This window comes from Cupriavidus sp. 05N38, from assembly GCF_056397345.1.
Map to the genome: position 1 here is coordinate 38639 of NZ_JBFTNF010000029.1, position 26380 is coordinate 65018.

Here is a 26380-nt window from a genome sequence, read left to right on the forward strand (position 1 = left end):
ATCGAGTTCGTAGTACATTCTTGGCACGCGCCCGTGATCTAGGTAACGGGAGCACAAAGATTACTACTGGTATATATAAATCCGGGACATTGCAGCCATGATCGAGACGGGAATAGTAGTCCATTGGACTTCTGGAGACGAACTGATTTTTATCAATCCAAATGATATTGATGATGGTCCCATTTCAGTTGAATCGATAGAGAGTTGGAGTCGAAAGGGCGGGCGGCAGGACTGGGCGTCCTATAAATCTAACGGATCGGCCAAGAAGCAGGGGGAGAAGATGGTTCTGCGATTGCGATATGAGCAAGCGGAGCAGGAAGATCCCAAGGCAAAAGAATACGCAAGATGGGGCGCTTCTACCATTGAGTGGACGGCTGGCGCATCAAGCGGAAAGGCCACGTGGAAAGACGACGGCGACAGCTACTACAATGGAGAGGTCGCTATCGATCTCCTTTATGGGAACGAGTCGAAGAAGCGCAATCTTGAAGTTATCTCCAGATTTAGTCGCCCAGATCAGGCGATGCTGCGAAAAATATTGGTAAGCGTGGATGGCCGCTGCGCGATTTCGGGAGAGACCCAATTAGAAGCGTTAGAGGTTGCTCATATCCGTGCAGTTAAGAATGAAGGCGCTGAGCATCTTGGTAACGCTATTCTTCTGAGAGCCGATTTACACAAAATGTTCGATGCTGGTCTATTCGCTATCGAGACTACCGAGGCAGGGCCTGTCGTCAGGCTGAACGGGGGATCAACGATTTCAACGTCTTACGCTGAGCTTTTTGGAAGCGCCGATCTTTCTAGATCAGCGCTAAATCGCGTGCGGGCAGCGCTCAAGCAGGAAGCAAACTCCTGAACGTTGTCGCGCCCACCCTGTAGGTTTGCCAACCTAGCCCGTCCTGCGACGCCTTCCCGCGGAAACTTCTCGATGTGATTCAGTCCAGGCGATCACTTCGGCCGCTTTCCAGCGGGGATGGGCGGTGGCCTTGCTTCCCGCAGCCGTGGGGAGGCGAATTGGCCGCGGGAAGCCGGGTAAGCAAACGACTCGCTCGCGTACCACCTGCGCGGGCCGCTGTAGGTAGGCGGCAATCGCTTCGGTGCTCCACAACTGGACGTTAAACGGTACCGCCGGCAAGACGCGCTCGGCGACGGCGGCAGCAATGCGATCAATCAAATCTGCGTCGCTCATTGCTGTCTCCCATACTCGGCAGGCCTCGCAACGGAATCCACAGCCGCGTCCGCTTCCTCGCCACTCACATAGTCCTCGCTCTGCAGCCCAGACGGCACGGCGATGCAAGGCACACCGGCGGCGCCGAGCTGCTCCACAGGCACATCGCGCAGCTTCAGGTACCGCGCAGCATTCTCCCTCGCCGCATGGAACGACGCGTGCTGAACATGCCCACCCTGCCAGTTCCACAGCGGCGCCGGCGTCATCCGCAGCCACCGGCAGATGATCTCCCGGCCGATCTGCTCCGCCAGGTGGCACGCGGCCGGATCGCCGAACGGCGCGGGGTTGGCCTGTGCGACGTACCACAGCGTGGCGAGGCGCTCGTCGCTCTGCTGAGCGAGCCGGTGTTCATCGATAGTGATGGTGATCTCGTGCTTCATGGGTTGACCCTCCTGCAATATCAATCCTCAAAATCGCCGCCAGCGCGGCGCTTCATATCCGCCGGCCGCCGGGCCGTCCGCTGACGGTCCCGCGCCGCCATGGCGCCAGCCGCTGCCGTCAGCGCCCGGCGCACCAGGTCGGACATGGCTTCGAACGGGGTAGCGATGCGCATGGCGCGGTGCGCTCGGCGCAGATCGGCTTCGGTGAGCTCGGGCTTAGCCATCGTGGTCTCCAGGGCGGAGGAAGCCGCTCCAAACGCCTCGGCCATAGCAGAGCGTGAAGAACAGGCTTACCGCGAACATGCCGGCCTCGCCGGTGGCGTGGGTCAGGTACAGCCAGGCAGGCTGGCCGAGCAGGCCGGCCAGGGCCGCCCAGCGTGCCCGCGAAGGGCCGGCGTTGAACAGGAACACGGACACCAGCGCGGTAACGATCATCCATAGGTTGAGCAAAGCCAGCATCAGGCAGTCCTCCCGATCGCGCGGGCGCGGCAGAAGCGAGGCGGTTCGGTCAGGTGGTCTAGCGCGCCGAGCTGGGCATCCAGGCGCGTGCGCGCAATGGCGGTGAACTGCATGCGCACGCCAGCGTGTGACACGATGTAGACGAGATACGCACTCATGCCGGCTCTCCGTCGGATTCAGGAACTGGGGGCAGGACCACCGGCTCGCTCGCCGTCAGGGTGTGACAGCCTTCTTCCAGATGGATCACCAGCGTGTAGTGGTTGCCATCGTGCAGCGTGAATTCCAGTCTCTGAGTGGCGAACATGCACGCCGGCATGCCATTGCTGCCACCGCTCTTCCGGAACCGGACTGGTTTCGCGACGATCTTGGCCGCGGCGCAAAGGCTGGTTTCAATGGACAACATGCTCAAGCTCCTTTGTGTGCCGACCGGTCGCCCTCGAAGACCCAGCACTTCACAGTGGCGGGCTTCTTCGGCGACATCGGATACTCGGCGTTGTGGTGCGCGTTGATAGCGCTGTTGACCACCCGCAGGTCGACAAACTTGCGATGCCGCGATGTCTTGAGCACGCGCTTCAAGTCGGCAAGCGGGGGGATGTGGAGGCGGCGGTCGTTCGCCACCTGTTCGAAGTGCCGCAGGCTGACGGCGATGACGCCATCGCCGCGGGCATGGTTGAGCACCGGCCGGTCGTCGTCGGCCGATTCGATGTGGTCGTAGATTTCCCAGAATTCCTGCACCAGCGGGTGATCGGCGCCGATAGCCTGCTGGCGCTCGGCCGCCATGGTGGTGATCTGGCGCAGCGTGGCGTCGCGGTACTCCTTGCGCAGGGGCAAGACATGCCCGAGGCAGTCCACCAGCGCCATCAGCTGCGCATGGTTCTTGACCAGGCGCGGGTGCTTCACGTCCGGGTGCTTCGCTAGGTGCTCCTGGTACACCGGCGTGCGCTCCGCGAAGTCCTGCAGGATTTCGCGCTCCTTCATCGCAGCGGTCAGCAGGAAGCCGGATACGTCCTCGACGGGGATCTGCTCGATGGCCTTGGCGGCCTCCAGCGTGTCAGGGTTCTGGCCGGCGCGGTCGAAGTACAGATGGACGATCCGCTGCAGCACGGCCTCGCTGGCGTTCACCTCCGCGTTCTGGCTGATGACCACGGCGCCGCGGAAGGGCGGCTCGTAGGTTTCGTTGCCGCCGTTCTTGATGCCGCGGGCGCGCACGCTGCGGCCGTTGTACGCGGTCTTGAGCTCGTCCCAGTCGAAGCCACGCGCCTTGGCGCCATCGTCGCCACGGTCGCCCTCGATCAGCACCACCGGCAGGTTGGCCACCTGGGCAAAGTTGCGCGCGCGCGCCGCCAGGGATGACTTCGAAGGATCGAAGCCCTCGTAGTCGCGCCGGCCGCACAGCTTCCACAGGAATTCGATCAGCGTGGTCTTGCCTGCGCCCGGCTCGCCGACCACTTCCAGGAACGGATAGCTCTTGTGCTTGATGCCGTCGCCCTCGCGGATTTGCTCGGCAAACAGGCTGCCCAGCCAGAAGGCCAGCGCCACCAGCGCCTTGGCGCCGAAGGCGCGCCATAGCAGGTCCAGCCAGTCTTGCCTGAACTCCTTGAGCGTGGCGTTCAGCGTGAGGCCGGCGGAGCCGCTGATGGTCTTGATGGACAGGCGGCCCACGTCGAAGAAGTCCTCGTCGTTGAGCAGGTGGAGCGTGCCGTCCTTCACCGCCACATCCGCAAACACGTAGCATCCGTGCTCCTTGCTATAGCCCACGAAGTCGATGGTCTGCACGCTCTTGATGCGCTGCATCTGACCCTTGAGATACTCGTCGAGCTGGCCGTTGGAGCCTGTATAGAAGGCGCCCGGCGCCACGGCCAGCAGGCGCTTCTTGAACTCGCCGGCGGAGGCGATCTGCGCGCTGGTAAAGGTGTTCTTGATCGGCGCCGCATCGTGCGGGAAGGCGACGCGGAAGTAGTACCAGCTCTCGTCGGTGAGCGTGTTGGCCTGGTAGTAGAGTGCCGTGGGCAGGCAAGTGGCGATGTTGACCACCACGCCGGCCTTGAGCATGGCTTGCTCGCGCACTTCGTGCTCCGGCATGTCGCCGTGCGCCTCGCGGATGGCGTAGGCCTCGCGGTTGAGCGCCTCGATGTCGAGCTTGAACCAGTAGAGGCGGTTGTCGAATTCGAAAGCGAACTGGCTCGCGCTGCCGCGGCCGTAGATCAGCCGCGCCTTCTCCGCCGGCGATTCCGCCGTCAGCAGGGCGCCCAGGTGGCGATACTCGTCCAGGTCCGTGGCACGCAGCAGCCCGCGCTGGTGCATGTCGTTCCAGTCGAGCTTCCTGCTGCCGGCCGACTTCGTTTGCGCGGCGGTCGCGGTCCAGCCTTCATCGCGGCTGCGGGCCAGCCATTGCCGGGTGAAGCGCCGCCCGGCCTTGTCGCTGTCCAGCGCCCACACCAGCGTGGGCCGCTTGCGCTCCAGCGCGGCGAGCTGCTCGAGCAACGCGGCCAGGGCCTTGGCCGGATAGTTGTTGCACGACAGGGCGGCGACGGCGGGAATGCCGTTGAGCCACAGCGCGATGGCATCGAAGATGCCCTCCACGATCCAGAGTTCGTCCACGGCGGCCGTGTTCAGGACGGGCGGCTGCCACCAGGTGCCGCCGTAGCTGCCGTGGAAGTTGGCCTTGCGCGAGCCGAAGCGGTGCGCCTGGTCGATGATCCGCTCCCAGTGCGCGCCTGCGCCGAGCGAGAAGCGCACGGTGGCGCTGCCGATCTTGAGCTCGTGGCTGTAATAGCTCTCCTGCGTGTACCAGGTGCTGACCTTGTCCAGGTCGAAGCCGCGGCCGTCGCGCATATAGGCATCGGCCGCCGCCTTGGGGTTCTCCGGCGTGGCCTGGAAGCGGTCGCTCCAGTTGTCGAACAGGTCCGGGTACAGATCCCGGATATGCAGCTCGGCGCCGCAATGGTTCTGCCGGTTGCAGCGGATGACCCACGGCCTGTCTCCAAAGCCCCAGAGCGCCTTGCGGCCGCAGGCCGGGCACTTGCCGTCCTCCAGCTTGTCGCCGGCGGCGGTGCGTTTTTGCTTGAAGCCGTAGTCGCGCAGCAGGCGGCTGGTGACGTCGGCGTGGAGTGATGGGTTCATGAGTCTCGGGGCAAAAGGATTCCCTCACGCCCCGGAGGGGGCATGAAGCAGGCAATCGAAAAGAAAGCGGGCTAGGCCGCTAGGTCGGCAGCAGATCCATCTGCCGCCCGTCGCTCATGCCCGGGCGAGGCTTGCCCATCGGCAGATACGCCTTCGGGTTGGGCTTCATGCTGGGGGCGATGGTGTGGACCGCTGTCTGGATGACCTTGCAGGTATGGGCACACTCGACGTTAGGACACTGCGCGTATCCCTCTTTCGACAGCAGCGACACCGTGCGGCTGGTGCGGAAGACCATGAGCGTTCCGCAATGTGGGCAGTTCATCCTCATTTCGATCTCACTGGTTTGACCGGGTACAGCGCACGCCCTCGCCCGGTGATTGACTTTGCACTGCGCCGCAGGTGCATCTTCACAAGCCACTCGGCGGCCTGGTGCACGGATTCGAGCCCTTGCTGTGCGCGTACACGCTCCAGCACTGCGAGCTGTTCTTCAGTCCAGCTGGTTTCGAATTCGGGCATCTTTTGAGCGGCTCTTCGGCGGCTTCGCTTACGCGGAGCCCTCATTTACAGTTGCCTCAAGGCCGAGCAGGTGTTCGGCCGCGAGCAATGCAAGCTGGCGAACCAACGCCGCCGGCTGTTCGCCTTGATAGCGAGCCAATGCGGTGATGACGTCGTACTCCAGGTCATCGAAGCGCAGGGTCAGTCGGTTATCTCGTACTCGTTTCGGATCGGGATACATGCCAGTCTCTGGAGAAATGGGAATGATCACGACGCTCAAGAAGAGCGGCTCTTCTTCACAGGCAGGCTCGCCAGCACTAGCAGCCGAGCCATACCCGCGAGCGAGCGGCCTTCTGCTGCTGACAGGTCCTTAACTGCCTTCATTTCTGATGGCATCAGCCGCAGGGCGATGGGCTTGTCAGTCAGGACGCCGCGCGGCGAACGAGTCGCCGGAGCTTTGGCTTTAGGCATGGCGGATATACTTGTGTAAGTTAGCGTTGCACAACAAATTATATGCACCAAACGGTGCATTTTACAACACTAAAATGAACCAAGCGGTGAGTATTGGGGGCCGACTGGCCGAGGAGCGAAAGCGGAAAGGCTGCAATCAGGCCGCTTTCGCGGCCATTGGCGGCGTCTCAGTCAAGACTCAGGTTCTCTACGAGAAGGCCGAGCGCGTCCCGGACGCAAACTACCTGGCAGCCATAGCAGGCGCGGGCGTTGACGTTCTTTATGTTCTAACTGGCGTGCCCAGTTCGGCCTCTCTAGCCGCTGAGGAAGCGGCCATCCTGGCGGGTTATCGTCTACTCGATGCGCGCGGCCGAGCCGGTGTGCTCGCATTGATCGGCGGCATGCAGCCAGATGAGGGAAGCGGCAGTGTTCGTGTGAAAGGCAAAGTTGGCCAATACGTTGAGGGCAACGTCACCGCGCCATTCACCATCGAAATGGGCAAACGCAAGAAGGACTGAGGTGATGCGGTCTGGACCGCTCTGAACGTCGAAGAAGTCATCGAAACACAGAGAGCTAGCGCAAAGACGCAAGCCGATATCGGGAATGCAACCGGGGCCACTCAGGAATGCATTTTTTGACGGATCGATGAATAGCAAGGACATAGCAATCGACGGCGACGTGGGTCAGTTTGTCGCTCGAAACGTGATTCACGAAGGTGCCAGCGCCAGCAACCACACAAGCAACGTCATCACGATTAGTACCGGCGAGCCATTACCTCCGGTCAGGACGATTACGGACTTGCAGCGCAAGCGCATCGCGGCCAAGGTCAAGGAAGTCATGCAGGTCGCAGGCATCGAGCGCCAGCTTGATGTCTACTCGGTCGTTCTGACCGATTTCGGCATCGAGAAAATCCTCGACTTGCCTTGTGGCCAGTTTAGGAGCGTGATGGAGATGCTCGACAACTGGATCCTGGAAGCGAGAGGCGAACTGCCCGGCTCCCCCAATAGGCAACCGGAAGCAGTTACGGCCGAGCGTTCCCAGTGCGCAGGTTGTGCCGCGCTTTCTGCGGGTCATGACAGCACCCGCCAGACGCTCCGCATTCTTAAAGGCAGTGCCATAGCAGCGCTGGGGCTAGCCGCCTATAGCCTTTACGCCAGCGCTTTGCGACCCGCAGTGGAAGCAGTTGGCTCCTCGACTCCCCACTCATGCCGCTACGATGGAAAGGAACACACCATTGGCGGCATGGTACGCATGCCGGACACCAACATTTACGAATGCGCTGTTCTGGCTACCAACGGAGACATGGCAAGCTGGATACCTTCCCGGAGCGTAGGCGGCGGCAAGCCCCGCCAGTAGTGGTGCCAGGCACGAAGCGGCAAACCAATAACGGAGAAACCTATGGCAATGGTCAACTGCAAGGAATGCAAGAAGGAAATATCCAACAAGGCTGCGGCATGCCCGCATTGTGGGGCTAAGAATCCGGGCACGAGAGTACGCGATGTCCTCGCTGGACTGGTAGTGGTTATCATCGGCGCCTGGATTCTTAGCCAGTGTGTTGGTGGCGAGTCGAAGACCAAGGACCCAGCAGAAGCTAAAGCTGCCGCAAGCGCGCCCGCCACGGCACAAGCGGAAAAACCGCTTCCGGAGTCGTCAAGGCCGACCATAGGTCGTAGCACAGCCACAATTTTGGGCGACCTCCCTACAGCTGAGCGCACCTCGAACCCGCTCAAGGATGGGACGCTGCGTGAGTCAATTAAGCTTACCAAATACCTCCATCTTGAAACCATAGGTAACAAGGCAGACCTGCTGCGCTATAGCTTGATGTTCGGGCTACCGAGCGACGACAAAGTTGGAAGCGTCGAGACAGGGCTGACGGCCGCAGTTGTGCTTGCCAATACGTTTCCGAGTTGGGGAAAGAAAGAGGGTGACAACGCCATGACCTGGATCGGTGACGCGACCAAGAAGCTCAGCTCAAATATCAAAAGGAATAAGGACGAACCCGAACCCGTAGTCATGGAGCGAGACGGGTTGCGTGTCAACTATTCGGCCGTGCCGAGCCTCGGCATCTTCTTCATCACCGTTGAGCCGATGGAGAAGATCTAAGACGGCAGACGCCGCAAGCATCTCGGCGGCGCTCCAACACGCAGCCGAGATTGCTAGGCTGCCCGTGCGCCAACTGCAGCTAAGCGGTCGTTCGCTGCATCGTGGTAGGCAGGCTCTAGTTCGCAAGCGATCCAGTAGTGACCGGCTTCCTTCGCTGCCACCAGAAATGTACCTGAGYCGGCGAACGGATCGCAGACCACGCTACCAGGTGGCACCAGGCGCATGACCTCGCGGGCGAGCCCGATTGGCTTTTCCGTCATGTGCCGCTTCGGGAACGGCAGGCGCTCCGCAAATACGCCAGGGAGACACACGCCGCTGGCGGTCGGCACCGAGCCCTTGGTCGCCCACACCATGAATTCTGCTTGCTGCGAGAACCCGCCCATACGCGGCCGGGTCCGGCCTGCGGTTTTGTCCCACACGGCAGTGCCTCGCCACACGAATCCGGCGCCTTGGATGGCGTCAGTCAAGCTCGGAAGCTGGCGCCAGTCGATAAAGCACACCAGATAGCTTCCGTCCTTTGCGACCCGGTATGCCTCTGCGAGCCATGCCATGCACCAGAATGTCCAAGACCGCTGGTCTTTGTTGTCATGCCCGAATTCGGCGTACTTGGTCTTCGTGTCGGCGCGAATGTACTTCTTGCCAGGAGCCKGCACTCTTGTCGTCGTATGCAGGCCACCAGAGGAATAGGGCGGATCGGTAAAGAATAGGTCGACGGACTGGTCGGGCAAGCCGGCCAGCACATCGAGCGCGTTTTCACGATAGAGGTGATTGAGTTGGGCCGGCACGCGAGTGGTCGTATTCATGGATGGGTTCTCCACTATGCGAAGCTCGGCGGCTTTCTGGTGCGGGGCGCTCGGCCCTCATGACATTCATGGCCCCGCATCGCGGGCATTTTATGGCGAGCCGGGTGTATTCGCCTACGCCGAGTTTGCGACTGCAACTACCGCATCGGATGTCCTGCATTGAGAGTGGCTTTCCTGCGTTGTGCTAGGATGCCTGCGCCTCGCGAGGTGGCGCGGCCCTGGCCGAACTGGCAGGTCCGATCTGCTAGTGCGGGTCGTGGCAGGTGCGCTAACACTTGCCACGTCGCCGCGTCTTTTCCTCCGCCGGCATTGCTCCGGCATACCCATTGCGAAACTTCCCACGCTTCCGCTTGCTCTCCACTGACTGAGCGGGCAGCGTTAGTTTCACGGGGGTGGCGTTAGAATGCCCGTCGCGCGCAAAGAATGCGCGCGCGGCATGTTGTCAGTCGACATGGCACAACATCAATCGGCCAACTTTAGATCGCAGCCGGATTTTCGCGTTGGCGCCTTATTACCGACGTGCCTCTGCGCCCGATGCGGCGCCTTTTTCGGTCGGCGCAGTATGCCTTCCTTTGAGAAGGTTTCCGATTGCCTCACCGAAGCGCAATGAGGCTGCCGTTTTCTGAGGGGGCGGCTCAACAAAAATGGCCTGGATTAACTTGTGATCAAGTCTAACGACCTTCGTTTGAGTTTGGGCTGATCCGAGCCGAAAGACAGTCGCAGAATCCGAATCGACAATAAGAAAAAGATCGCTCTTGGCCTGGGAAAAGGCATCCCGAATCATTTTTTCTGCATCAGGAGCGAGCGTTACCGAAACTCTTGCTGGTGCAGCACCGCCATACTTTGGGCTCACGTGCTCATAGAACGTTGCGCCGAAAGCAACAACTCCCACGAGCATCATAAACCCCAGGTAAAATATCGAATAACCATGATCTTCTTTGCTCTTCCAGACCGACGAAGTTAAAATAAACTGACCAACAATGGTAACGCTTAGGAGGGTAAAAAATAGGGAAAGGAGTGGCGGGTAAAGCGCTGCAAAAAGGAAAAAGAATGCCATGCAGGCACCCTGAAGGAGAAAGCTGATTGCGAAAGTAAGTCGCGGTCGCTTGTTGACAATTTTAGAGCCAAATAGAAACCTATCCAAAGTGAAGCCGAGAAGCAGAACTATCTGTGCTGGTTCAGCAAAGACATCAGGGCACAGAAATCCGGTCAACCAAGCGGATACGAAGCAGCATGCAAAGGCGTCCTCGCCGACAAAATATGTGTCCAGGAAGACACGGAATACCTTGCCCATATCCTTCGGCGAACCGTATCCGCGCACAGCCCTTTTTGCCATGTGCCGCCATACAAAAAAATAATAAGCGACCGCCACAATGGCCAGAAGCGCTCCAGCCAAGACATACTTGGTGCTCAGCAATGACTGGTCTGATATCCCCTTGCTGGCCAGATAGCTCGTCCACACGAGGAAGCCCATCCCGTAGAGTACGCTGGTGACAAATGCCAATAGGACTGGCGCTTGCTCAGCGAAGCTCTTCTTAGTCTTCCCGTCGTTCTTGAGGGCTTCGCCGACAGATGCCTGGATTTCCGAGTCGCTCATTTAGCTTCCAAAACTGCGCCATTTACTTGCCCCGTGTCCTGCGCGGTGCGCCCGAATACATTACATCGAGTAACGGGGAGACGCTAATGGATTCGAGGGCAACATGCAAGGATCAGCTTATTGACGTTCCGTCGTCGGCGGATTGTGTTGGATCGGCATCGAAGTCCGTTGACTTGATCTCCAGCTCCAGCGCCGTCGTGTAGCCATGGTTGCTAAGGCTGTGAGTCACCCTGGCTACGGTCCAACTTGTGTTGTCAATCTGCGGTTTCCATCCGCGCACGACCGCGGGGAGCTCGGGAAATAGCTCGGGCCGGCCGCGCGCTAGCGTGATGCCAAAGGTGGCCACGCCGCGCTGGATCCGCTGCCACTCGGCGCGCGCCGCACGCTCCGCATTGGTCTTGTTGGCATAGGTGTGCCGTAGCACCTTTACATTGTCTGGGTTAGGGTAGGTGGTGACAGTCACTTTCTTCTTGTCTTTGCTGGCCTTCTCCTTGACCGCCACCGAGTTCGACGCGTCAATTACCACTTCGCCCTTCTTCGCCGAGCGCGTGTCCTGGTAGCTAGCCTTGACCCCGTTGTAGTTCTCCCGGTCGGCAATGTTAAAAGTGTGCTTATCACCCGAGGCGCGGGTGATGGTGACAATGGGCAGGGGTATGCCGGATGCGCTCAATGCCTCGCCCGCCTTGATGAACAGCAGCTTGCCCTGTTTGACGGCGGCAATAGCGTCGTAGTCCTTCGCCAGGCGCGTGAGCAAGTTGGCGTCGGACTCGCCAGTCTGGTCCAGGTGGTCGATGACCAGGTCGGCGAGCTGCTGCGCGATCACGGCCGCCAGCTCGTTCTTGGGCGATGGCGCGCACCACTGCGCCCACGGTCCGGTCACGGAAGGAACGCTCTTTCCGGGTGGTCAGGTCGCTCCCCAGGTCCGCGCTGCGTGCGCGGATGGTCAGCCGGTCGGGCGGGCCGCTATGTTCGATCTCGTCCACCTTGTAGGTGCCCTTGTCCACCACGCCGGTATCGGCCCAGCCGAGCGCGAGGGATAACCGGGTTCCCTTCTCCGGCAGATCCAGCATGCCGTCATGGTCGTCCAGTTCGATATCCAGCTGGTCGGCCTCGAAGCCGCGGTTGTCCGTCAGCGTGAGGCTCATCAGCCGCCCCTGGAAGCGAGCGGTAATGTTCTTGCCGTTGTGCGTGAGTCGGTAGATTGGCTTGGGTTCGCGCCCGGTGATCTCCCGCGGCTCGGTGTTCGCATTGGCGCGGATCATGCGAGTCCATCCTCCACCAGTCCGGGGCCAATTAGCGCCTCGGCTTCATCGTCCACACGCACTAGCTTCAGGGAAAACTCGATCCGTCGCGCCTTGCCATCCTGGAAGAAGAGGGTGCGGGTGAGGCTTAGCCCCTCGATCACGAAGAGCCCATAGTAGCGGCCTGTGCCCTCGATCAGCACATACGCCGCGCCGGCATCGCCCATCTTGCGCAGCTGGTCGACGGTCACGTCGCCGCCAGTCAACTCGGGGACAAGCAGGCCCGCCAGCGTAACGGTCTCATCGTCGGAGCCGAGGAACTGCCGCGCGGGCCGGCGGCCGATCCGATTGTTGGAGGGGTGCTGCCAGCCCATCTGCTGCTGGAAGTCCTGGTAGGGCGCCGTCTCCAGGCTGAAGACGAACTGCCCGAGTGCCATCATCATGGTCAGTCCCTGTCGGTGAGCCGCGAGCGCTCCCGAGCGCCGCGCTGGCGCTCCAGGTCGCGGAGCTTCTCTTCCACCAGGCGCGCGATCAGCTGCTCGTCTGCGCCCGCCGGCGGATGGATGTTGAAGATCACCGTCGCCGGTCCCGCGCCAGCGCCAGCTGCGCCCTGCGTGGCGAGGGGAGGACGGGTGTCTATCGGCACCGCGGCTACAGCCGGCGCGCCAGCACCGATGGCCACGCCCGCGCCCAGGCCGGCGAGGGTGCGCGCGACGTTCGCCGCGGTGCGCGAGGCTGCAGTGGCACCCCCGGCAAGGCCCGCGGCACCGGCAGCCGTCACGGCCTCGGCGATGCGTCCCATGGCCTGCAGGGGACCAACCTGGCCCTGCGCAAGACCCTGCTCGAGCCCGGCCATGGTGAAGCCGCCCAGTTGGGCAAAGACGCGGCTGGGAGAATGAATGCCCAGCTTTTCCTTGAACCATGCCGCAACGCTCGCTCCGGCGCCCACCACGGCGTCCCGGACGGCACCGAGCTTGCTGGTRATGCCGTTGACCAGACCCTGCAGCAGGTTGGCGCCGAATTCGCTGAACTTGGCCGGCAGATCAAGTCCGAGGTACTTCAGCGCCGGCGCGACAATGCGATAGAGGGCGCCGAGCAGGGACCAATCGGCGATCAGCGCCAGCACGCCACTCAGGCCGCCCTGAAAGGCGCCACGCACCTCGGACCACAGGCCGGTGAAGAAATCCTTGATCGGCTCCCAGTACTTGTAGATCAGGTATGCGGCCACGCCGATGGCCGTCACAGCCAGGCCGATGGGGTTCATCAGGAGGACACGGCTAAGCATGCCTACCGCCTTCATGACGAAATTGAAGGCGCCCGCCAGGCGCGCGGCGATACCCGCGCCAGCCCCCATCTGGATCCTGAGCATGGCGAGGCCGTATTTGGCAATTACCAGCGGCCCAAGTATGGCGGCTAGGGTGAGCGTCAGGCCGCCCATGACCACCAAGAGGGCGCCGGCTGCAGCGGCTCCCTTGATCAGCCACGCTACAACTGCCGGGTTGGCCTTGGCAAAAGCGTTGAAGCGATCCACCAGATTGCTGATGGTCTCCATCAGGTCCGCAAGCTCAGGCCGCAGCACCTCGCCGCCGTCGGTGCTGGTGTTGAACAGCTTGTTCTGCAGGCGAGCCCAGGCAGCAGAGATAGTCTTCTGGCGCGCGGAGAACTCCCGCCCCATGGAGCCCTTCGCCTTGGCGCCGTTCGCCAGCTCAAGCTGTCGCTGGAACTCCTCCGGTTTGTCGACCAGCTTAGCCAGCGTGTCCGAGTGCTCCATACCGACCAGCTCCACCATGACGCCGATCCGCTTGTCCTTGGGCAGCCGGCGCACCGCTTCCACCACCTTGAAGATGGTGCCGGTGGCGTCCTCGGACATGCCCTTCTGGATTTCCTGCGTGGTGAGGCCAATTTCAGCCGCGGCGGATTGAAAGCGCTTCGTGCCTTTCTCCGCCGCGGCAAAGCGTTGGGTGATGGCATTGATGGCCGTGCCGGCAGTCTCGGTGCGCTCGCCCAGGGTGAGCAGCGTGGAGGCGAGGGCCGCCGCATCCGAAGACGACATCTTCACCGTGGAGACCACACCGGAAATCCGGTTGAGCACGTTGATGATGTCGCTGCCCTTGCTGATGGCGTTATCGTCCAGGTAGTTGATGGAGTCGGCCAGCGCCTGGATCCCGGCGGTGGGGATGCGGAAGTTCTTTGCCACCTTGCCCATGCTCTCGGCGATCTCGTCGGGCACGGCGTCGAAGGCGGTGGCCATCATGGCTACCGTGCGCGTGTAGTCGATCAGCTCTTCGCGCGGCACTTCCATGCGGGCGCCGGCGGTGACCATCTCGGCAATGGCAGTGGTGGGGATGGGCAACTCTTCGCCGAGCAGCTTGATCTGGCGCGCCATGTCGTAATAGACGGCGGTGAGATTGCCGGCGTCGTCGCGCGCGCCGTCTACCTGGCGGGCGATGCCGAGCATGGCGTCCTCGAACGTCACGTAGTCCTTCACCGCCTTGGCGACGGGTGTGAGCATGGCCCCGCCTGCCGCCATGCTGGTGGCGCCGGCGCCCAGCATGGCGTTGCGCGCGCCCATGCCTTTTTCGTACTGCGCGCGCGCGGCCGCCACCTGCCGCTGGCGCTCGCCGACAGCGCGCAGGCGCGCCTCCTGCTGCGCCAGCGACTGGCTCACGTTGCCGATCTGGCCGCGTAGCTCGCGCTGCGCCTGGGTCAGGTTGCTTGTGCTGACACCCGCGGCTTCCAGCCGGCCGCGCACGCCTTGCAGGTTCTGCTGCAGCTCGGCACCGCGCTGCTTGAGCGACTGTGCCTCGCGCACCGCCGCCTGGAAGCTGCGCGACATGGCCGTCGTGGGCCGGTCCGCGGCGGCCATCTCCTGCGCGAGCCCTTTGACGCGGGCCTGCGTTGTGCGCAGCTGGTTCTCCGCAATAGCGGCGTCCTTCGACAGCTTCCGAAAACTGTCGATGTTCACCTGCGTGCGGTTCAGCTCGCGGAGCTGATCGCGGGTGGCCTTCACCGTGCGCGCCAGCTCCGAGCCGCTGCCCATCATCGTGCGGAATGGGCGCGTCACGCGGTCCACCGCACCCAGGATCACCTGCAGCCGCAAGTTGCGGTCCGCGCTCATTTATCCACCCCGCTACGTTCGCGCGCTCTTTCGCGCCACTCCATCAGTTCGCCCAGACCCATGGCATACAGCTCTTCCAGGCGAAAGCCAAAGATCACTGCAACGTCTGCGGCGGCGTCTTCGACTCGGGCGGGTATGCCTCGTCCTTGGTTGCCTTCGGCAGCAAAAAATTGCTCACCTTGGTGGCGAGCTGCGTCAGGTCGGCCGGGTCCAGCGAGCTGACGTCGTGCTGGGTGAGGGTGGGGGTAGTGATGCGCGGCAGCACGGTATGTAGTGCCGTGACTTCCATGCGCATCAGGTCGATCAGGCTGCATCCGCGCAGCTCGCCCGAGCCCGGCTTGCGCACGGTGATGCGGGTGATTTTCTCGTTGCCGCGCTGGATGGGGGTGTCCAGGTCGACGGTTTCAACAGTTTGCTCGGTCATGACGATATTCCTTCAGGTGGGAGGGGGATGGGCCGGCGAGCGGCCGGCCAGGAGAGGGTTACAGGCCGATGGCGCGGCGCTGCTCGGCCAGGCGGTCGACGCCGAAGACGATCTCCACGAAGTTCACGTGATCGACCTCGATCCAGACCTCGCCGTTCACGGTCAGCTTGAAATAGGACAGCGAGGACTTGACCTTGAACGGGCTCTTGTCGCCGGCCTTGCCGCTGCCGAAGTCGATCTCGGTGTGGCGGCCGCGCACGATGACCTCCACGGCATCTACGTCGCCGGTGTCGTCGCGCTGGTAGGCGCCAGCGAAGCGCACCAGCGCCGCATCGACGCTGGTGACGCCGTACTGCTTCAGGATCTCGCGCATCACGCCGCCATAGGTGGTATCCAGCTCGAGCTTCTCGGAGCCCATGTCCAGGTCGACCGGACCATTCATGCCGCCGGCCCGGTATTCCTCCAGCTTGCGGGTGAGCTTGGGCAGGGTGATCTCCTCGCATTCCCCGGCGTGGCTCACGCCGTCGGCGAAGACGTTGAAATTCTTGAGAGTGCGTGGCAGTGCCATGTCGCTTCCTCGTTTAGGTTGTGGCGTCGCGCCGATCAGGCGGTAACGGCTTGGGAAAATTGCATGAGGTAGCGGTCGGTGATGCGCTGGCGCAGCTTGAGGTTTTCCAGCGGCGGCACCGGGGTGTAGTCATAGTCCAGGGCGAGCTGGCCGTCCTTGAGGGTGTCCTTGGTGTTGGCCGTCGGGTCGTACCAGGCGGCGCCGCCCAGCAGGTAGCCGCTGCGCACCATGCCGCGCATCTTGGCGTTGATGCCTTCGAGCACGTCGCGCACCAGGGAGGGTGTCATCGGGAGGTCCATGGCCCAGACGTGCGCCTCGGCCATGGTGTCCGCCAGCACGTGCGCCGTGCGCGTGTAGTTCTCGAAGGCGAAGAGCGGATCGGCGGAACAGGTGCGCGAGCCCCAGAAGCGGAAGCCCTGCAGGTTGACCAGGGTTGTGACCTCGTTGCTGTTCAGGTAGCCAGCATCGGTTGCCGGATCCTGCAGATCCCAGTAGACGTCTTGCGACAGCCCGGTGACGCCGTTGACGGTGACGTTGGAGAGGGTCTTGTGCCAGCCGACTTCGTTGTCGAGCTTCGCGCGCAGGCCCACGGCGCGCGCCGTGGCCCAGAGGGTCTGCTCGGCGTTGGCGACGGTGTCCCAGCCGATGAAGTCGGGCCAGATGGTCATCAGCTCGCGTTGCCCGAAGTTGTCGCGGTAGAGGACGGCGTCCTCCTTGGTCAAGCAGCCGTGGGCGGAGACGTAGGCGAAGGCGCGCAGCTTCTGCGCGATGCCGGCCAGCTCGGCGGCCACCGGCAGGCTATCGAGGCCGGGCACGGCCAGGATGCGCGGGGTCACGCCGAAGCGGTTCCGGGCGGCCAGCAGCGCCTTCATGCCCGTGAAGCGGCCGCGCGCGTCGACGGTGCCGATCAGGTTGCTGGTGGTCTCCTCCGGGGTGGCGCCCACGGGTACGCGCACGGCAACGGTGAGCGGGTTGGCCTGGTCGGTGATGGCGTCGAGCGTCGGCGCCAGCGTGCCCTTGGTGCCGGCCTTACCGAGCGACGTCAGCGGATTGGTCAGCAGGACTGGGGTGTTGAGGGGAAAGGCCGTCGCATCGGCGTCGTCGCCAGTACAGACGATGCCGCAGACGGCGGTTTCGATGGTCCGGATGGGCCGGGTGCCGTCGTTGATTTCGATGACGCGGACGCCATGGTGGTATTCGGTTGGCATGTAGTCCTCCGGGAGTAGCCGACAAGAGAGATCGTCCCGGTAGGATGGTGTGCGCGCGCGACGCTGTCGCGTGTGGAGTGTTGTGCCGTTGAGCGCGACAACAGCAGGCGGGCTATTCCTGCTCCATCGGCGCGGCTTCGCCAGTGGTGGCCGCTTTGTCTTTCCACCAATACCAGCCGCCGATACGCAGGGCCGCCCACAGGAGCCACGCCAGGGCGGGGCGACCGCCCGCGGCGACGCACTGGCGAAGGCGTCGGTCAGCCTCCGCGCGTGACACCGTACCGCGGCTCCCATAGTCGCGGTCATGCTGATGGCAGCACGAATTGACATCCTCTGGCGCATTCGTCCAGCCGGTGCAGTAGGTACGCTTATTTGCCATGCTGTTTCAACTCCCTGATTTCCGCGGAGAGCTCCTGCACAGCTTTGATCAGGACGGGTATCAGCTCCACGTAGCCGATGGAGAACACATCGTTACCCCCGCCGACGGCGTGATCCTGGTAGCCGCCGAAGTCCACCCCCAGGGAGTCTGCCGCCACCTTGACATCCTGCGCGATCAGTCCATGGTGGTAGCGTGCGCGCTTGCGGCTGCCGTCCCTCGCTAGATGACGCACGCGGGACACGATGATGGGAAGGCCATCGGCGTCTTCGCCGGTTTGTACTTCAAACGTCTCGATGTAGTCGTCTCGCGCGTCCCACCGGAAATCGACGGGGCGCAGTGCCTCAATGAACGCCAGCCCGAGCAGCGTGTCTCGCACATCTGCCTTGTCACGCCCATCGGAGCGATTTTGTACAGAGCCAAAGGCATAGACGGTGGTGGCGGAATCTCCGAGTTGGACCTGGTTGTTACCAGATACCCGGGTGTCGGATCCGAGGCCGGCCACGTTGGTGAATGCGGTAGCCAACGAGCCATCGCTGGCGTACTTGAGTGCACGCACGCCAACTGCCGTGATCCGCGCACCAGTGACGTTGGCCTCCGCCGCATGCACGCCGAGCGCGACATTGTCGTTGCCGCTCACATTGGCGCGCAGCGCGTAATAGCCCATCGCCGTATTCCGACTTCCCGTCTCGTTGAGATAGAGAGTCAGATTGCCCATTGAAACGTTGAATTCGCCCCGGCTGCGGAATTGGGACACCTCGCCGATGGCAATGCTGTTCGTGCAATTGTCGCCCTGTGCGAGTGCCTTTCGCCCGATCGCGATGACGCCAGTCACCGGTGTCACCGGCGTGTCTGTGATCCACTCGGAGATCGTGGCGTCGCTAACCTCAACGCCGTCGCCGCGGGGCCGATACGCGGTAACAAACGTCAGCGTATCGGCATCCGGCACCGTCGCAATATGCATGTAGCTGGCCTCGTGCGCGCCCAGCGTGATCTTGACCCGCCACCCAGGCGCCAGACCGTGCCCCGGCACGGCGACGACCACGACTCCGCCCGACCAGGAATAGCTGCCATGCAGCGATCCGTAGACGAGCTGGCGCCCGTCATGGCTGACGTTTGTCTCAATCAACGCGCCGGCCTGGTAGCCCACTGCGACGAGCGTGCCCTGTTTAACGTTGCGCCCGGCGTCGGTGCCGACGCAGGTATTGCCCACCGCGTTGGAGTAGATGCCCGCGTTGACGCCCACATGCGTTTGCGAGCCGGCCGTGATCGGTGTCTGGTTCTCGATGGTCAGATCGTCAAGGCCCAGCGGAGCGTAGCCTGCCTGGGCTGCTGCGCCAAATGCACAGGAGTAGTCGACATCGGTGATCGACTGTCCTGCATTGCGGCCGAACGCATTGTTCGATCTTCCCACCCGGTTGAAACGCAGCGAGTTGTCGCCGATGGACGTGTTGCGCGTGCCGCGCGAGCTCGCGTTGTCATCGCTATCACAGCAGAACTGTGATTCCAGCCCAACGGCGACGTTGTATCGGCCATATTGCAGATGGCGCAATGCGCCGTGGCCGATGGCGATACAGGAAATCCCCTGCAAGCTGCTACCGAGCGCATCGTGTCCGATGGCCACGACCGCATAGGCGCGCTGCTCTCCCTTGTACTCCACGTACACCGGCATCAAGGCGCCGGCACCTCCGCCGATCAGTACATTGTGGTTTCCGACCCTGACCTGGTCGCCCTGGTGCGAGTCGAAGACATAGCCGTCCTCCGCGCGCACGAAGCGCCCGTTGAAGTAGTGATTCCCCGTGGGCGGCTCGTCTACGCAATACACCCTGTTGAGCAGATCGACATAGGCGCCAGTCGTGCCCGTCTCGAACAGCAAGAACCGCTCGGTGTCGTTCGTTACGCCATCACCTACAGCACCAAAATCCACGGCGCTGACGGACTCCGCATTCTTGTCGTGCTGGGTGCGTGGTACCGCTCCGGAAAACGGCTGGCGGACCGCAATCAATGCGTCCGCCTTGGCCGGGTCTTCGATGTTCGCCAGGTCGTCTTTGCGCACTGCGCTGGACGCCAGTGTGTCGATCGCCTGGTCGAGATACTCGCGGGTCACTAGCACCGCGTTCGGGTCAATGTGCAACGCCACCGATTCAACGCTGGTCACCAGGAAGACCATCTGCACCCGCAGGGTGCGGGCCGCGCCCTCGATGGGTCGCGGTTTGTAGGATGGCGGGCAGTTGGCGACAGCGCACACGATGCCCCGTTCGTCGATCAGCGCCATTTCTCGAACCCACCATCCCCCCAGGTCCGCTCCGAGCACCATCTCTGCGATGAACTGCGAGGGATTTATCGGGTCCTGCGTGAGGTTGTTGAGCGCCGCGCGATAGACCTCGTTGACAAGCGCGTCTTGCTGGCGGTGGGGAATGGGCAGGTCGCCCAGACCATCGCCGACTGCCAATTCGACAAAGCGCACCTGTTCGCCGTTGGCAGTGGCGCGTGCGAGCGCGGCCTCTCCGGCTTCCGTGAGAATCGAGAAGTATTGTTGTGGCATGGCTTTCAGGGATGTACGGTGAGCGTTTCGATGGCGTGCGTGGCGCTGGCCGCGCGGATCGCACCGCCAGCAGTGACTTCGGTTGGGGTGCAGGGGTAGACGGTCAGCGCGTCGGCCAGCGCGGCCGCGCCCACCAGGCACACGGCGCCGCGGGATTTCACCGCGATGGCCAGGCCGGTCAGGTGTCGCGTCAGCGGCTTCGTGTCGTCGATCAGGCGTTCTAGCTCGTCGTACATGCCCTCGGTGATGCCGGTATCGAGCACACCAATGTCAAGCGCAAACGTGCCCCTTACTCCGGGCGGCGTGGTCTGATGCCATTCGATGACGCGGATCAGATAGCCCACCGGCTCCACGACTCGACGCAGGGCGCCGATGGTGCCCTTCTTGCGATGGACGAAGTACGAGTTGGCCGTGACGGCCCGCTTCGTGGCGAGTGGCCAGGCGGGGTCCCAGCGATCCACCGAGAACGCCCATGCCAGGAAAGGCAGGAGGTTGGCCGGGCACGTGGCCGGGTTCCACAGGGTGCGCAGGGGCACCGGCACGCGCTCGATGCGCGCCGTCGCGCGCGCAGCGTTGCGCTCCAGCGCCGTGGCGTTCGGAGGCAGCAGGGAACCGCTACGCACGCGTGCCCCCGTTGATGATCTCCACGCTCTCGCAGTAGCCCGCCTGCGTTTCATCCAGCGCGATATCCTCGGCCGGCTCGAGGAGGTCGACCTTTTGGACCCCGGTAACGTGCAGCGCCGCGGTGATGGCCGAGCGGTTGATGTCTCGGCCGAGCCGCCGCCGCGCCTTCCGGTAGGCATCGGCGTTCTCGCCGGCTGCCTGCAGGATGGGCTCGGCTTCCGGGCCGGGCTCCAGGTACAAGGTGGCGCGTATGCGGTACGGCACCATGTGCGCCAGTTGCACAGCGAGACGGTCGGCGACCGGGCGCACGTCTTCATCGCTCAGTGCGGCCTCGACGATGGGCAGCAGGTCGGCCTCGGCCGCGCCATCCTCGGCGGTACTCAGGATCGTGACCACCGCCTCGCACGGCTGGGGGCTGATGGCGCTGGCGTCGGCAACGCGGCCGTCTGCCGAGCGCGCGTGGAACTTGTATGCCTCGCGCGGGCCGGCCACGGACAGGCCCTCGAAGGCCATCTGCGTGCGCTCCAGAAGCGCCTCGTCGCTTTCCATCACGGCCGGCGTCGGCGGCACCGTGGTGTTGTCTGCTGGCTTGATGGTGAGCCGCTGCACGCTAAAGTTCGCTGCGAGCTGGTCGAGGTCGCTTTTCTTGGCAAAGGCGAGCATCAATGCGCGCGCGGCGTCATTCACACGCTGCCGCCACACCATTTCCCGGTAGGCGTTGTCCTGCAGCAGCTTGACGATGGGCTCCGATTCAAGCGCCAGCGCCGCCGTGACGTCGGCTTGTTCCTCCGCGGGATGCAGGGCAACGAAGTACGCCTTGCGCTCGCTGAGGATGTCCTCGAAGTCCACCGTCTCTATGACGTCCGGCGGCGGCAGGCGGGAAAGGTCGATGACGCTGCTCATACGGGGCCTTCCCGCAGGGAGATTCTCATGGGGCCGGCGGCTTCACGGCGGGGGCCGTCGATGCGATCAGCTTCCACGGCGACATAAAGCTCCCCGGCCTCGCCAAGCTCGACGGTGGTGGAGGTAATACGCACGCGTGGCTCCCAGCGCACCAGCGCAGTGACTGCGGCAGACATGACGCGCAGGCGCGTGGCGCCGTTAAGCGGTTGGTCGATCAACAGGGGAGCCAGGGAGCCGTAGTTGCGGCGCATCACGCGCGAGCCGACCGGCGTAGTCAGGATGTCGCGGATGGACTGCCTGATGTGGGCGAGGTCGTCCAGCTTGCGGCCTGACGTGGCGCTCATGCCTACGTAGCTCATTGCGGGCCTCCCGAACTTTCGTTGCCCTGGCGGACGCCGCCGTGCTTGTGCGTGTGCACCACCACGCCGTTGGAGGACAGCTTGCCGTCTTCGTGGGTGAAGTCGCCGGTGATCCTGTTGCCGTGGACGCCGCCCGTGCCGGCGATACCGCTCTGGTAAGACAGCAGGCCCTTCACGATCACGGCGCCGTCGAAGGTCGTCTCGGGGCACTTCACCAGGACGCTGACGGCCGCGTCTAGCACGGCGGTCCTGATGCCAGTGACAGTCAAGTTGCCGGTGACATGGTTGTAGAGCGTGCGGGCGCCATCGGGGTACAGCGTGACGGTCTCATCCAGGCTGTGGCTCGGCACGTCGCCGGCGTCGGTAGGAATGCCGCAGAGCACGATGCCGTTGCGCAGGTCGCCGCTTGGGCACAGCAGCAGGACCTGTTCACCGATGGTCGGCGGGTTCCACGTGCGCGTCTTGCCGGCGCGCCGCTCGATCCACGGCAGCCAATCCGTCTCGATGCCGCCGCTTCTCACGCGGACGCGGGGGGGCAAGCCGGGCTGCACATCGGAGACGTTTCCGAGGCGCAGCAGGTTTTCGAGGAGGCGGGCGAGTTCAGTGGTGTCCATACCCGCAGCGTGCCGTGCGCGCGCGGGGTGGTCACGCGCGCGGTGTTGTGCGCGCGTGCGGCACAACAGCCAGCAGTCAGCGGGTCAGGTGAGCGATGACCAGGTCGGTGATGCTCGACACGTCCGAGGCATCGAAGCCCAGCAACTCGCGCCTGGCGTACTGCACTTCGAGGCCGGCCTTGTTGACGCGATCACGCAGGCCGAACTGGTGGACGGCGGCGATGCGCAGCGCGCGGTCGGCGAAGCTCACCACCGCGGTGTTGGGATCGGATTCGGTCTTGAGAAAGCGCGTAGTGCGCAGGCGCGCGAACATGGCACGCCGCACGCGCCCGGGGCGCAGCCGGAGCTGCGGCTTGCGCGGCTCGTAGGCCGAGCCGTCAGGGTTGCGTTGCTCGGCGATGCGGCGCGCCTGTCGGCGGCGCAGCTCGGCCGCCACCGCGCGCGTGAGCGCCCGGCGCGCCGGCGCGTCGAGATTGGACAGGAAGGCGCCGGCCCAGGTCTCCAGCTCGTGGAAGTCGCTCATGCTGAGGGCGGCGCCGCGCGCCAGGTGGCGGGATCGTCGTACTCGTTGACCGGCTCCGGCTGGTGCGCGATCTGGTACTGGCCGTCCACCACCCGGACCGTCACGCGCTCGGTCAGGGCCAGCTTGATGGCGATGTCGACGGTGGTGTGGTTGAGGATGTCCACCTCGAACTTGAAGCCGGTCTCGCGCCGGTCCGGGTTGAAGAACAGCTCCGATTGATTCACGCGCAACCAGGCCAGCACCGGCACTATTACGGTATCGGCGCCGCCGGCATAGTCGGTCAGGATGGTGGTCAGCGTGTAGACGTACTCGAACGAGAGCGTCTTGCCACCGGTGGCCACGATGCGGCCCTCGTCCACGAAGATGTGCAGCTTCTCCGGGTTGCGCGCCAGCTCGGGCAGGGATTCGGTGAGGGCGGCCCGCAGGTTGTTGGGCTTCATCATGGTGCGGCTCCGATGATGGCGGCACCCTGGCTGCGCAGCAGCGCCTGCAGCTCCGTCAACTGCTCGGCGTTTGCGAGGCTGGCTGTGTAGTTGCCGGCGACGGTACCGGCGACGGCAGAGAGCGCAAGACCCGAGGGGGTCGCATCAGCAGCGCCGGCACCTGGATCGAGCAGGCTGCCGGCGGCGGCAGCGTCGTGCAGGCGGACAAAACCGACAGGCACAGTGCGAGCGGCATCAGCTTGGGGAGTGACATAGCGCGGGATCTCCTTGATGAGGGTGTCGCCCTTGATGCGGATAGTCTCGAGACGGTCGACATAGCGCGTCACCGTGACGGCGGCCGTGGCGGTGCTATCGAGCTGGCTGCGCAGGCTGGCCACCGTGCGCTCGGCTGCGTCGGCGCGTTGCTGTGCGCGCTGGTAGCGCTGCGTGGCCCAGGCGCCGAGGGTGGCGACCGCGGCCAGCGTGGCGAGCAAGGCGAGGGCGACGGAGAGCGTGCGGTTCATGCCGCCTCCTTGGATTCGGCGTCGTAGCGGGCGAAGGCGCGGGCGAGCTTGACGTCGTACAGGTTGTCGCGGTAGGCCGGCCCGTTGTACAGGCTGGCGAAGGTCGGCCACTTTCGCGCTTTCAGGGCCTTGTGAAGGGCCGGATCAGCGAGGATGAAGCGCACGAAGGCGTCGAGCTGGGCGGCTTCGCTCAAACGCATGGCATCGGCGAACACCAGCACGCTGGCGTAGCCCAGCAGTTCCCAGTGAAAGCCCATGATCTGGAACAGACCCCAGCTTGCCGAGGCGAGCGCGCAGGCGGGCTCAAGCTCCATGGCGCGCGCCAGGCGCGCATGCTCGCTGGCGCCGCCGCCATAGCCGCCACGCGCCGGATTGACCAGGTTCGGGTACTGACGTGCGAGTGCATCCGCGTCGCGCCCCGTCTGGCGCAGCTGGCGGTACATGATGTGGCGCTCGAACAGGATGACGGGGCGCCCGTCTTCGAGGAAGCCGGTGCCGCGGCTCTCGACCTCGTTGACCGCGCGCACGGTGGCCAGCGGTACGCCGAGCGCTTCTGCTGCGCGCACCAGGTCGGTTGCTGCCAGATGCCTGGGCTGGCGCCCGTCGACCTGGAGCGCCAGGATCGTCTTCGGGCCGGCCAGGCCATCGACCACCAGGCCGTAGCGCTGCTGGGCCGCGCGGACCGCCGCATCGGTCTCCACGCCGAAATGCGCCGTGATGGGCAGGGCAGCGCCGCGCAGGTTCAGCAGGCGCTGCAGTTCGCGCACCTGGGCGCCGTTGTCACCGCGCCGCAGGACGGTCATGGCAGGATCTCCGGAGAAAGCGAACGAATCGGGAGCCGTCGCCGGCGCCCATGCGGAACAGCTCGACCACGTTGCCGCGCTGTGCGAAGACGGCCGCGCACAGGATCAGGTTGAGGCCGACCTGGGCGAGCATCGCCCATGCGTAGCGGGCGAACAGCACGCCGATGACGGCGGTGCCGGCGAGCACGATCAGGACGTAGGCCAGCCGCGCCGCCCAGGGCCGGTGCTCGGCGCCGTCGCGCTGGAAGAACAGCAGCCGCAGGGCGATCAGGGCGCAGAGCAGGGCCTGCATGGCGAAGAGGAGTTTCACTTGGGTTCTCCTTGTTTGCCGCCCCGGAGCAGGGCGAGGATCTTGTCGGAGTGGTCGGCTAGGCGGATCAGCGACAGGAGCAGCTTGACCACCACGGTGGATGCCACCAGGGCGCCCACGCCGAGGTCGACCTCGGCATCCGCCGGCAGCACCTTGGCGATCAGCGCCGCGGCCAGCGGCGCCGAGAGGCAGCCGGCGACCACGGAGAGCACCAGGAAGGCTAGCTTCTTGGAGATCGAGAGCTCATCCGAATTGAGCGCGAAGACGGCGGCGCCGGCGAATGCGCCCAGCACGGTGGCGGCGTCGACGCTGGGCAGGAGAGAGATGGCGCCGGCGGCGGTCACCGCGACGGCGGCGGTGCTGCTGGCGGCGATGGGTTCGGTCATGGTGTCTTGTCCTTGTGGTCAGTCCCATAGCTGCACGCGCGCAATGGCGGGCTGCGGCGGGGTGTCGGGCAGCTCGATCTCGGTGCCGTGGGGCAGCACGGCGCCCAGATCCGCCAGGCCCGGGTTGGCTTCCAGCACCGCCTCGGTCACGCCGGCGGTGCGGCCGTAGATGCGCTGGCAGATGACGTCGACGGTGTCGCCCTGCATGGCTCGCACGCGCATCAGATCAGCGCGATGGTGCTGCGGGGGATGCCGAGCAGGTCGCTGATGGCCCAGCGCCGGTCGCGGCGCAAATCTTCGACGGCCTGCATCAGCGCCTCCGCAGCCTTGTCGCCGGCGGCGGTGGCGTCATAGTCCCGGTAGCGCTCGATCAGGGCGGCCCTGGCGCTGCAGAACACCGCGCGCAGGTAGCGGTGGATGTGGGCGGAGGTGTCGTCGATCCGCGGCGCGGGTACCGCGTCCAGGGTGGCGTGGCCTGCCGCGCTCTGTGCGGCCTTCCAGGCTGCCAGTTCTTCGTTGACCGACAGGGCGGCTTCCACCAGCGCGCCACGCAGCCGCTCAGGGGTCACGGTGCCATCGAGGCGCGTGGCGGCGATGGCGAGGTCGACATCGATGTCGGGGAAGAAGCCATCGTTGCGGATCCGCTCTTGTCCGGCCTTGGCCGGCGCGGTGGCGATGAAGGAAGACATGGTGTGCCTTGGCAGGGTGAAGGCGGTGGACGGGGTGGCCGGGCCGGACCCGCATCGCTGCGCGCCGTGAGGCCGCCCCGTGCCGCCTGGTGCGCGGGGTCACGCTCGGGG

General features: G+C 64.1%; 37 protein-coding genes and 1 pseudogene. 4 read left to right on the forward strand and 34 right to left on the reverse strand.

Features of this window, described 5'->3' with window-relative positions:
- Positions 1–97: 97 nt before the first annotated feature.
- Positions 98–850, forward strand: coding sequence for an HNH endonuclease (locus AC1DK4_RS20665; RefSeq protein ID WP_477116127.1), 753 nt, complete (start codon positions 98–100; stop codon positions 848–850).
- A 33-nt stretch (positions 851–883) separates the two neighbouring features.
- Here AC1DK4_RS20665 and AC1DK4_RS20670 read toward each other — a convergent pair whose 3' ends face one another.
- From AC1DK4_RS20670 to AC1DK4_RS20720, 11 genes are all read right to left on the reverse strand, one after another.
- Positions 884–1183 (reverse strand): hypothetical protein, encoded by a 300-nt coding sequence (locus tag AC1DK4_RS20670; RefSeq protein WP_477116128.1) that lies wholly within the window; start codon positions 1181–1183, stop codon positions 884–886.
- The gene (locus tag AC1DK4_RS20675; protein WP_477131744.1) at positions 1180–1602 is read right to left on the reverse strand and encodes a hypothetical protein; all 423 of its coding nucleotides are present in this window, start codon (positions 1600–1602) and stop codon (positions 1180–1182) included. The genes AC1DK4_RS20670 and AC1DK4_RS20675 overlap by 4 nt, the downstream gene beginning before the upstream one ends.
- 20 nt (positions 1603–1622) lie before the next feature.
- Positions 1623–1826 carry a hypothetical protein gene (locus AC1DK4_RS20680; RefSeq protein ID WP_477116130.1) on the reverse strand — a complete coding sequence of 68 codons (204 nt, stop codon included), beginning with the start codon at positions 1824–1826 and terminating at the stop codon, positions 1623–1625.
- On the reverse strand, positions 1819–2061 hold the full coding sequence (locus AC1DK4_RS20685) for a hypothetical protein (protein ID WP_477131745.1): 243 nt from the start codon (positions 2059–2061) through the stop codon (positions 1819–1821). Before AC1DK4_RS20685 ends, AC1DK4_RS20680 begins: the two co-directional genes overlap by 8 nt.
- Positions 2061–2219 (reverse strand): hypothetical protein, encoded by a 159-nt coding sequence (locus AC1DK4_RS20690; protein WP_477116132.1) that lies wholly within the window; start codon positions 2217–2219, stop codon positions 2061–2063. Before AC1DK4_RS20690 ends, AC1DK4_RS20685 begins: the two co-directional genes overlap by 1 nt.
- Complete coding sequence (locus AC1DK4_RS20695; RefSeq protein ID WP_477116133.1) at positions 2216–2464, reverse strand: hypothetical protein; 249 nt, start codon at positions 2462–2464, stop codon at positions 2216–2218. The genes AC1DK4_RS20690 and AC1DK4_RS20695 overlap by 4 nt, the downstream gene beginning before the upstream one ends.
- Before the next feature lie 2 nt (positions 2465–2466).
- Positions 2467–5184: a toprim domain-containing protein gene (locus AC1DK4_RS20700; protein ID WP_477131746.1), complete on the reverse strand. Its 2718-nt coding sequence runs from the start codon at positions 5182–5184 to the stop codon at positions 2467–2469.
- A gap of 79 nt (positions 5185–5263) precedes the next feature.
- Entirely contained in the window at positions 5264–5512 is a 249-nt protein-coding gene (locus tag AC1DK4_RS20705; protein WP_477116135.1) for an Ogr/Delta-like zinc finger protein, read from the reverse strand.
- Entirely contained in the window at positions 5509–5700 is a 192-nt protein-coding gene (locus AC1DK4_RS20710) for a hypothetical protein (protein ID WP_477116136.1), read from the reverse strand. Before AC1DK4_RS20710 ends, AC1DK4_RS20705 begins: the two co-directional genes overlap by 4 nt.
- Positions 5701–5728: 28 nt before the next feature.
- The gene (locus AC1DK4_RS20715) at positions 5729–5920 is read right to left on the reverse strand and encodes a hypothetical protein (protein ID WP_477116157.1); all 192 of its coding nucleotides are present in this window, start codon (positions 5918–5920) and stop codon (positions 5729–5731) included.
- 35 nt (positions 5921–5955) lie between these two features.
- Positions 5956–6150: a hypothetical protein gene (locus AC1DK4_RS20720; RefSeq protein ID WP_477116137.1), complete on the reverse strand. Its 195-nt coding sequence runs from the start codon at positions 6148–6150 to the stop codon at positions 5956–5958.
- 74 nt (positions 6151–6224) lie between these two features.
- Here AC1DK4_RS20720 and AC1DK4_RS20725 point away from each other — a divergent pair, with 74 nt between their 5' ends.
- From AC1DK4_RS20725 to AC1DK4_RS20735, 3 genes are all read left to right on the forward strand, one after another.
- Positions 6225–6647 (forward strand): helix-turn-helix domain-containing protein, encoded by a 423-nt coding sequence (locus tag AC1DK4_RS20725; protein ID WP_477116138.1) that lies wholly within the window; start codon positions 6225–6227, stop codon positions 6645–6647.
- A 127-nt stretch (positions 6648–6774) separates the two neighbouring features.
- The gene (locus AC1DK4_RS20730; protein ID WP_477116139.1) at positions 6775–7485 is read left to right on the forward strand and encodes a hypothetical protein; all 711 of its coding nucleotides are present in this window, start codon (positions 6775–6777) and stop codon (positions 7483–7485) included.
- Between the two features lie 42 nt (positions 7486–7527).
- Complete coding sequence (locus AC1DK4_RS20735; protein ID WP_477116140.1) at positions 7528–8232, forward strand: hypothetical protein; 705 nt, start codon at positions 7528–7530, stop codon at positions 8230–8232.
- A gap of 53 nt (positions 8233–8285) precedes the next feature.
- Here AC1DK4_RS20735 and AC1DK4_RS20740 read toward each other — a convergent pair whose 3' ends face one another.
- From AC1DK4_RS20740 to AC1DK4_RS20850, 23 genes and pseudogenes are all read right to left on the reverse strand, one after another.
- Positions 8286–9035, reverse strand: coding sequence for a DNA-methyltransferase (locus tag AC1DK4_RS20740; protein WP_477131747.1), 750 nt, complete (start codon positions 9033–9035; stop codon positions 8286–8288).
- The gene (locus tag AC1DK4_RS20745; protein WP_477116142.1) at positions 8986–9195 is read right to left on the reverse strand and encodes a Com family DNA-binding transcriptional regulator; all 210 of its coding nucleotides are present in this window, start codon (positions 9193–9195) and stop codon (positions 8986–8988) included. The genes AC1DK4_RS20740 and AC1DK4_RS20745 overlap by 50 nt, the downstream gene beginning before the upstream one ends.
- 351 nt (positions 9196–9546) lie before the next feature.
- Positions 9547–10632 (reverse strand): hypothetical protein, encoded by a 1086-nt coding sequence (locus tag AC1DK4_RS20750; protein WP_477116143.1) that lies wholly within the window; start codon positions 10630–10632, stop codon positions 9547–9549.
- A 112-nt stretch (positions 10633–10744) separates the two neighbouring features.
- A pseudogene (locus tag AC1DK4_RS20755) lies at positions 10745–11894 on the reverse strand (phage late control D family protein).
- On the reverse strand, positions 11891–12316 hold the full coding sequence (locus AC1DK4_RS20760; RefSeq protein WP_477116144.1) for a phage tail protein: 426 nt from the start codon (positions 12314–12316) through the stop codon (positions 11891–11893). The pseudogene AC1DK4_RS20755 and the gene AC1DK4_RS20760 overlap by 4 nt, the downstream one beginning before the upstream one ends.
- Positions 12317–12318: 2 nt before the next feature.
- The gene (locus tag AC1DK4_RS20765) at positions 12319–14991 is read right to left on the reverse strand and encodes a phage tail tape measure protein (protein WP_477116145.1); all 2673 of its coding nucleotides are present in this window, start codon (positions 14989–14991) and stop codon (positions 12319–12321) included.
- Positions 14988–15053, reverse strand: a complete 66-nt coding sequence (locus AC1DK4_RS20770; RefSeq protein ID WP_477116158.1) for a GpE family phage tail protein — start codon at positions 15051–15053, stop codon at positions 14988–14990. Before AC1DK4_RS20770 ends, AC1DK4_RS20765 begins: the two co-directional genes overlap by 4 nt.
- A 32-nt stretch (positions 15054–15085) precedes the next feature.
- A complete protein-coding gene (locus tag AC1DK4_RS20775; RefSeq protein WP_477116146.1) occupies positions 15086–15415 on the reverse strand; it encodes a phage tail assembly protein in 330 nt (109 codons plus the stop codon).
- Positions 15416–15473: 58 nt separating this feature from the next.
- Positions 15474–15983, reverse strand: coding sequence for a phage major tail tube protein (locus AC1DK4_RS20780; protein WP_477131748.1), 510 nt, complete (start codon positions 15981–15983; stop codon positions 15474–15476).
- Positions 15984–16018: 35 nt separating this feature from the next.
- Positions 16019–17191 carry a phage tail sheath protein gene (locus AC1DK4_RS20785; RefSeq protein WP_477116147.1) on the reverse strand — a complete coding sequence of 391 codons (1173 nt, stop codon included), beginning with the start codon at positions 17189–17191 and terminating at the stop codon, positions 16019–16021.
- 368 nt (positions 17192–17559) lie between these two features.
- A complete protein-coding gene (locus AC1DK4_RS20790) occupies positions 17560–20112 on the reverse strand; it encodes a phage tail-collar fiber domain-containing protein (RefSeq protein WP_477131749.1) in 2553 nt (850 codons plus the stop codon).
- A gap of 5 nt (positions 20113–20117) precedes the next feature.
- Positions 20118–20735: a phage tail protein I gene (locus tag AC1DK4_RS20795; RefSeq protein ID WP_477116149.1), complete on the reverse strand. Its 618-nt coding sequence runs from the start codon at positions 20733–20735 to the stop codon at positions 20118–20120.
- Positions 20728–21639 (reverse strand): baseplate assembly protein, encoded by a 912-nt coding sequence (locus tag AC1DK4_RS20800; RefSeq protein ID WP_477116150.1) that lies wholly within the window; start codon positions 21637–21639, stop codon positions 20728–20730. Before AC1DK4_RS20800 ends, AC1DK4_RS20795 begins: the two co-directional genes overlap by 8 nt.
- Positions 21636–21998, reverse strand: a complete 363-nt coding sequence (locus AC1DK4_RS20805; RefSeq protein WP_477131750.1) for a GPW/gp25 family protein — start codon at positions 21996–21998, stop codon at positions 21636–21638. Before AC1DK4_RS20805 ends, AC1DK4_RS20800 begins: the two co-directional genes overlap by 4 nt.
- Positions 21995–22612 (reverse strand): phage baseplate assembly protein V, encoded by a 618-nt coding sequence (locus tag AC1DK4_RS20810; protein ID WP_477116152.1) that lies wholly within the window; start codon positions 22610–22612, stop codon positions 21995–21997. Before AC1DK4_RS20810 ends, AC1DK4_RS20805 begins: the two co-directional genes overlap by 4 nt.
- 76 nt (positions 22613–22688) lie before the next feature.
- The gene (locus AC1DK4_RS20815; RefSeq protein WP_477116153.1) at positions 22689–23135 is read right to left on the reverse strand and encodes a phage virion morphogenesis protein; all 447 of its coding nucleotides are present in this window, start codon (positions 23133–23135) and stop codon (positions 22689–22691) included.
- Positions 23132–23578, reverse strand: a complete 447-nt coding sequence (locus tag AC1DK4_RS20820) for a phage tail protein (protein ID WP_477116154.1) — start codon at positions 23576–23578, stop codon at positions 23132–23134. The genes AC1DK4_RS20815 and AC1DK4_RS20820 overlap by 4 nt, the downstream gene beginning before the upstream one ends.
- Positions 23575–24081, reverse strand: coding sequence for a hypothetical protein (locus tag AC1DK4_RS20825; protein ID WP_477131751.1), 507 nt, complete (start codon positions 24079–24081; stop codon positions 23575–23577). The genes AC1DK4_RS20820 and AC1DK4_RS20825 overlap by 4 nt, the downstream gene beginning before the upstream one ends.
- Positions 24078–24884 (reverse strand): N-acetylmuramidase domain-containing protein, encoded by an 807-nt coding sequence (locus tag AC1DK4_RS20830; protein ID WP_477117118.1) that lies wholly within the window; start codon positions 24882–24884, stop codon positions 24078–24080. The genes AC1DK4_RS20825 and AC1DK4_RS20830 overlap by 4 nt, the downstream gene beginning before the upstream one ends.
- Positions 24862–25194, reverse strand: coding sequence for a phage holin family protein (locus AC1DK4_RS20835; RefSeq protein ID WP_477117117.1), 333 nt, complete (start codon positions 25192–25194; stop codon positions 24862–24864). The genes AC1DK4_RS20830 and AC1DK4_RS20835 overlap by 23 nt, the downstream gene beginning before the upstream one ends.
- Positions 25191–25580 (reverse strand): putative holin, encoded by a 390-nt coding sequence (locus tag AC1DK4_RS20840; RefSeq protein WP_477117116.1) that lies wholly within the window; start codon positions 25578–25580, stop codon positions 25191–25193. The genes AC1DK4_RS20835 and AC1DK4_RS20840 overlap by 4 nt, the downstream gene beginning before the upstream one ends.
- Positions 25581–25598: 18 nt before the next feature.
- Positions 25599–25802: a tail protein X gene (locus AC1DK4_RS20845; protein ID WP_477117115.1), complete on the reverse strand. Its 204-nt coding sequence runs from the start codon at positions 25800–25802 to the stop codon at positions 25599–25601.
- Positions 25802–26269 carry a head completion/stabilization protein gene (locus tag AC1DK4_RS20850; protein ID WP_477117114.1) on the reverse strand — a complete coding sequence of 156 codons (468 nt, stop codon included), beginning with the start codon at positions 26267–26269 and terminating at the stop codon, positions 25802–25804. The genes AC1DK4_RS20845 and AC1DK4_RS20850 overlap by 1 nt, the downstream gene beginning before the upstream one ends.
- Positions 26270–26380 lie beyond the last annotated feature (111 nt).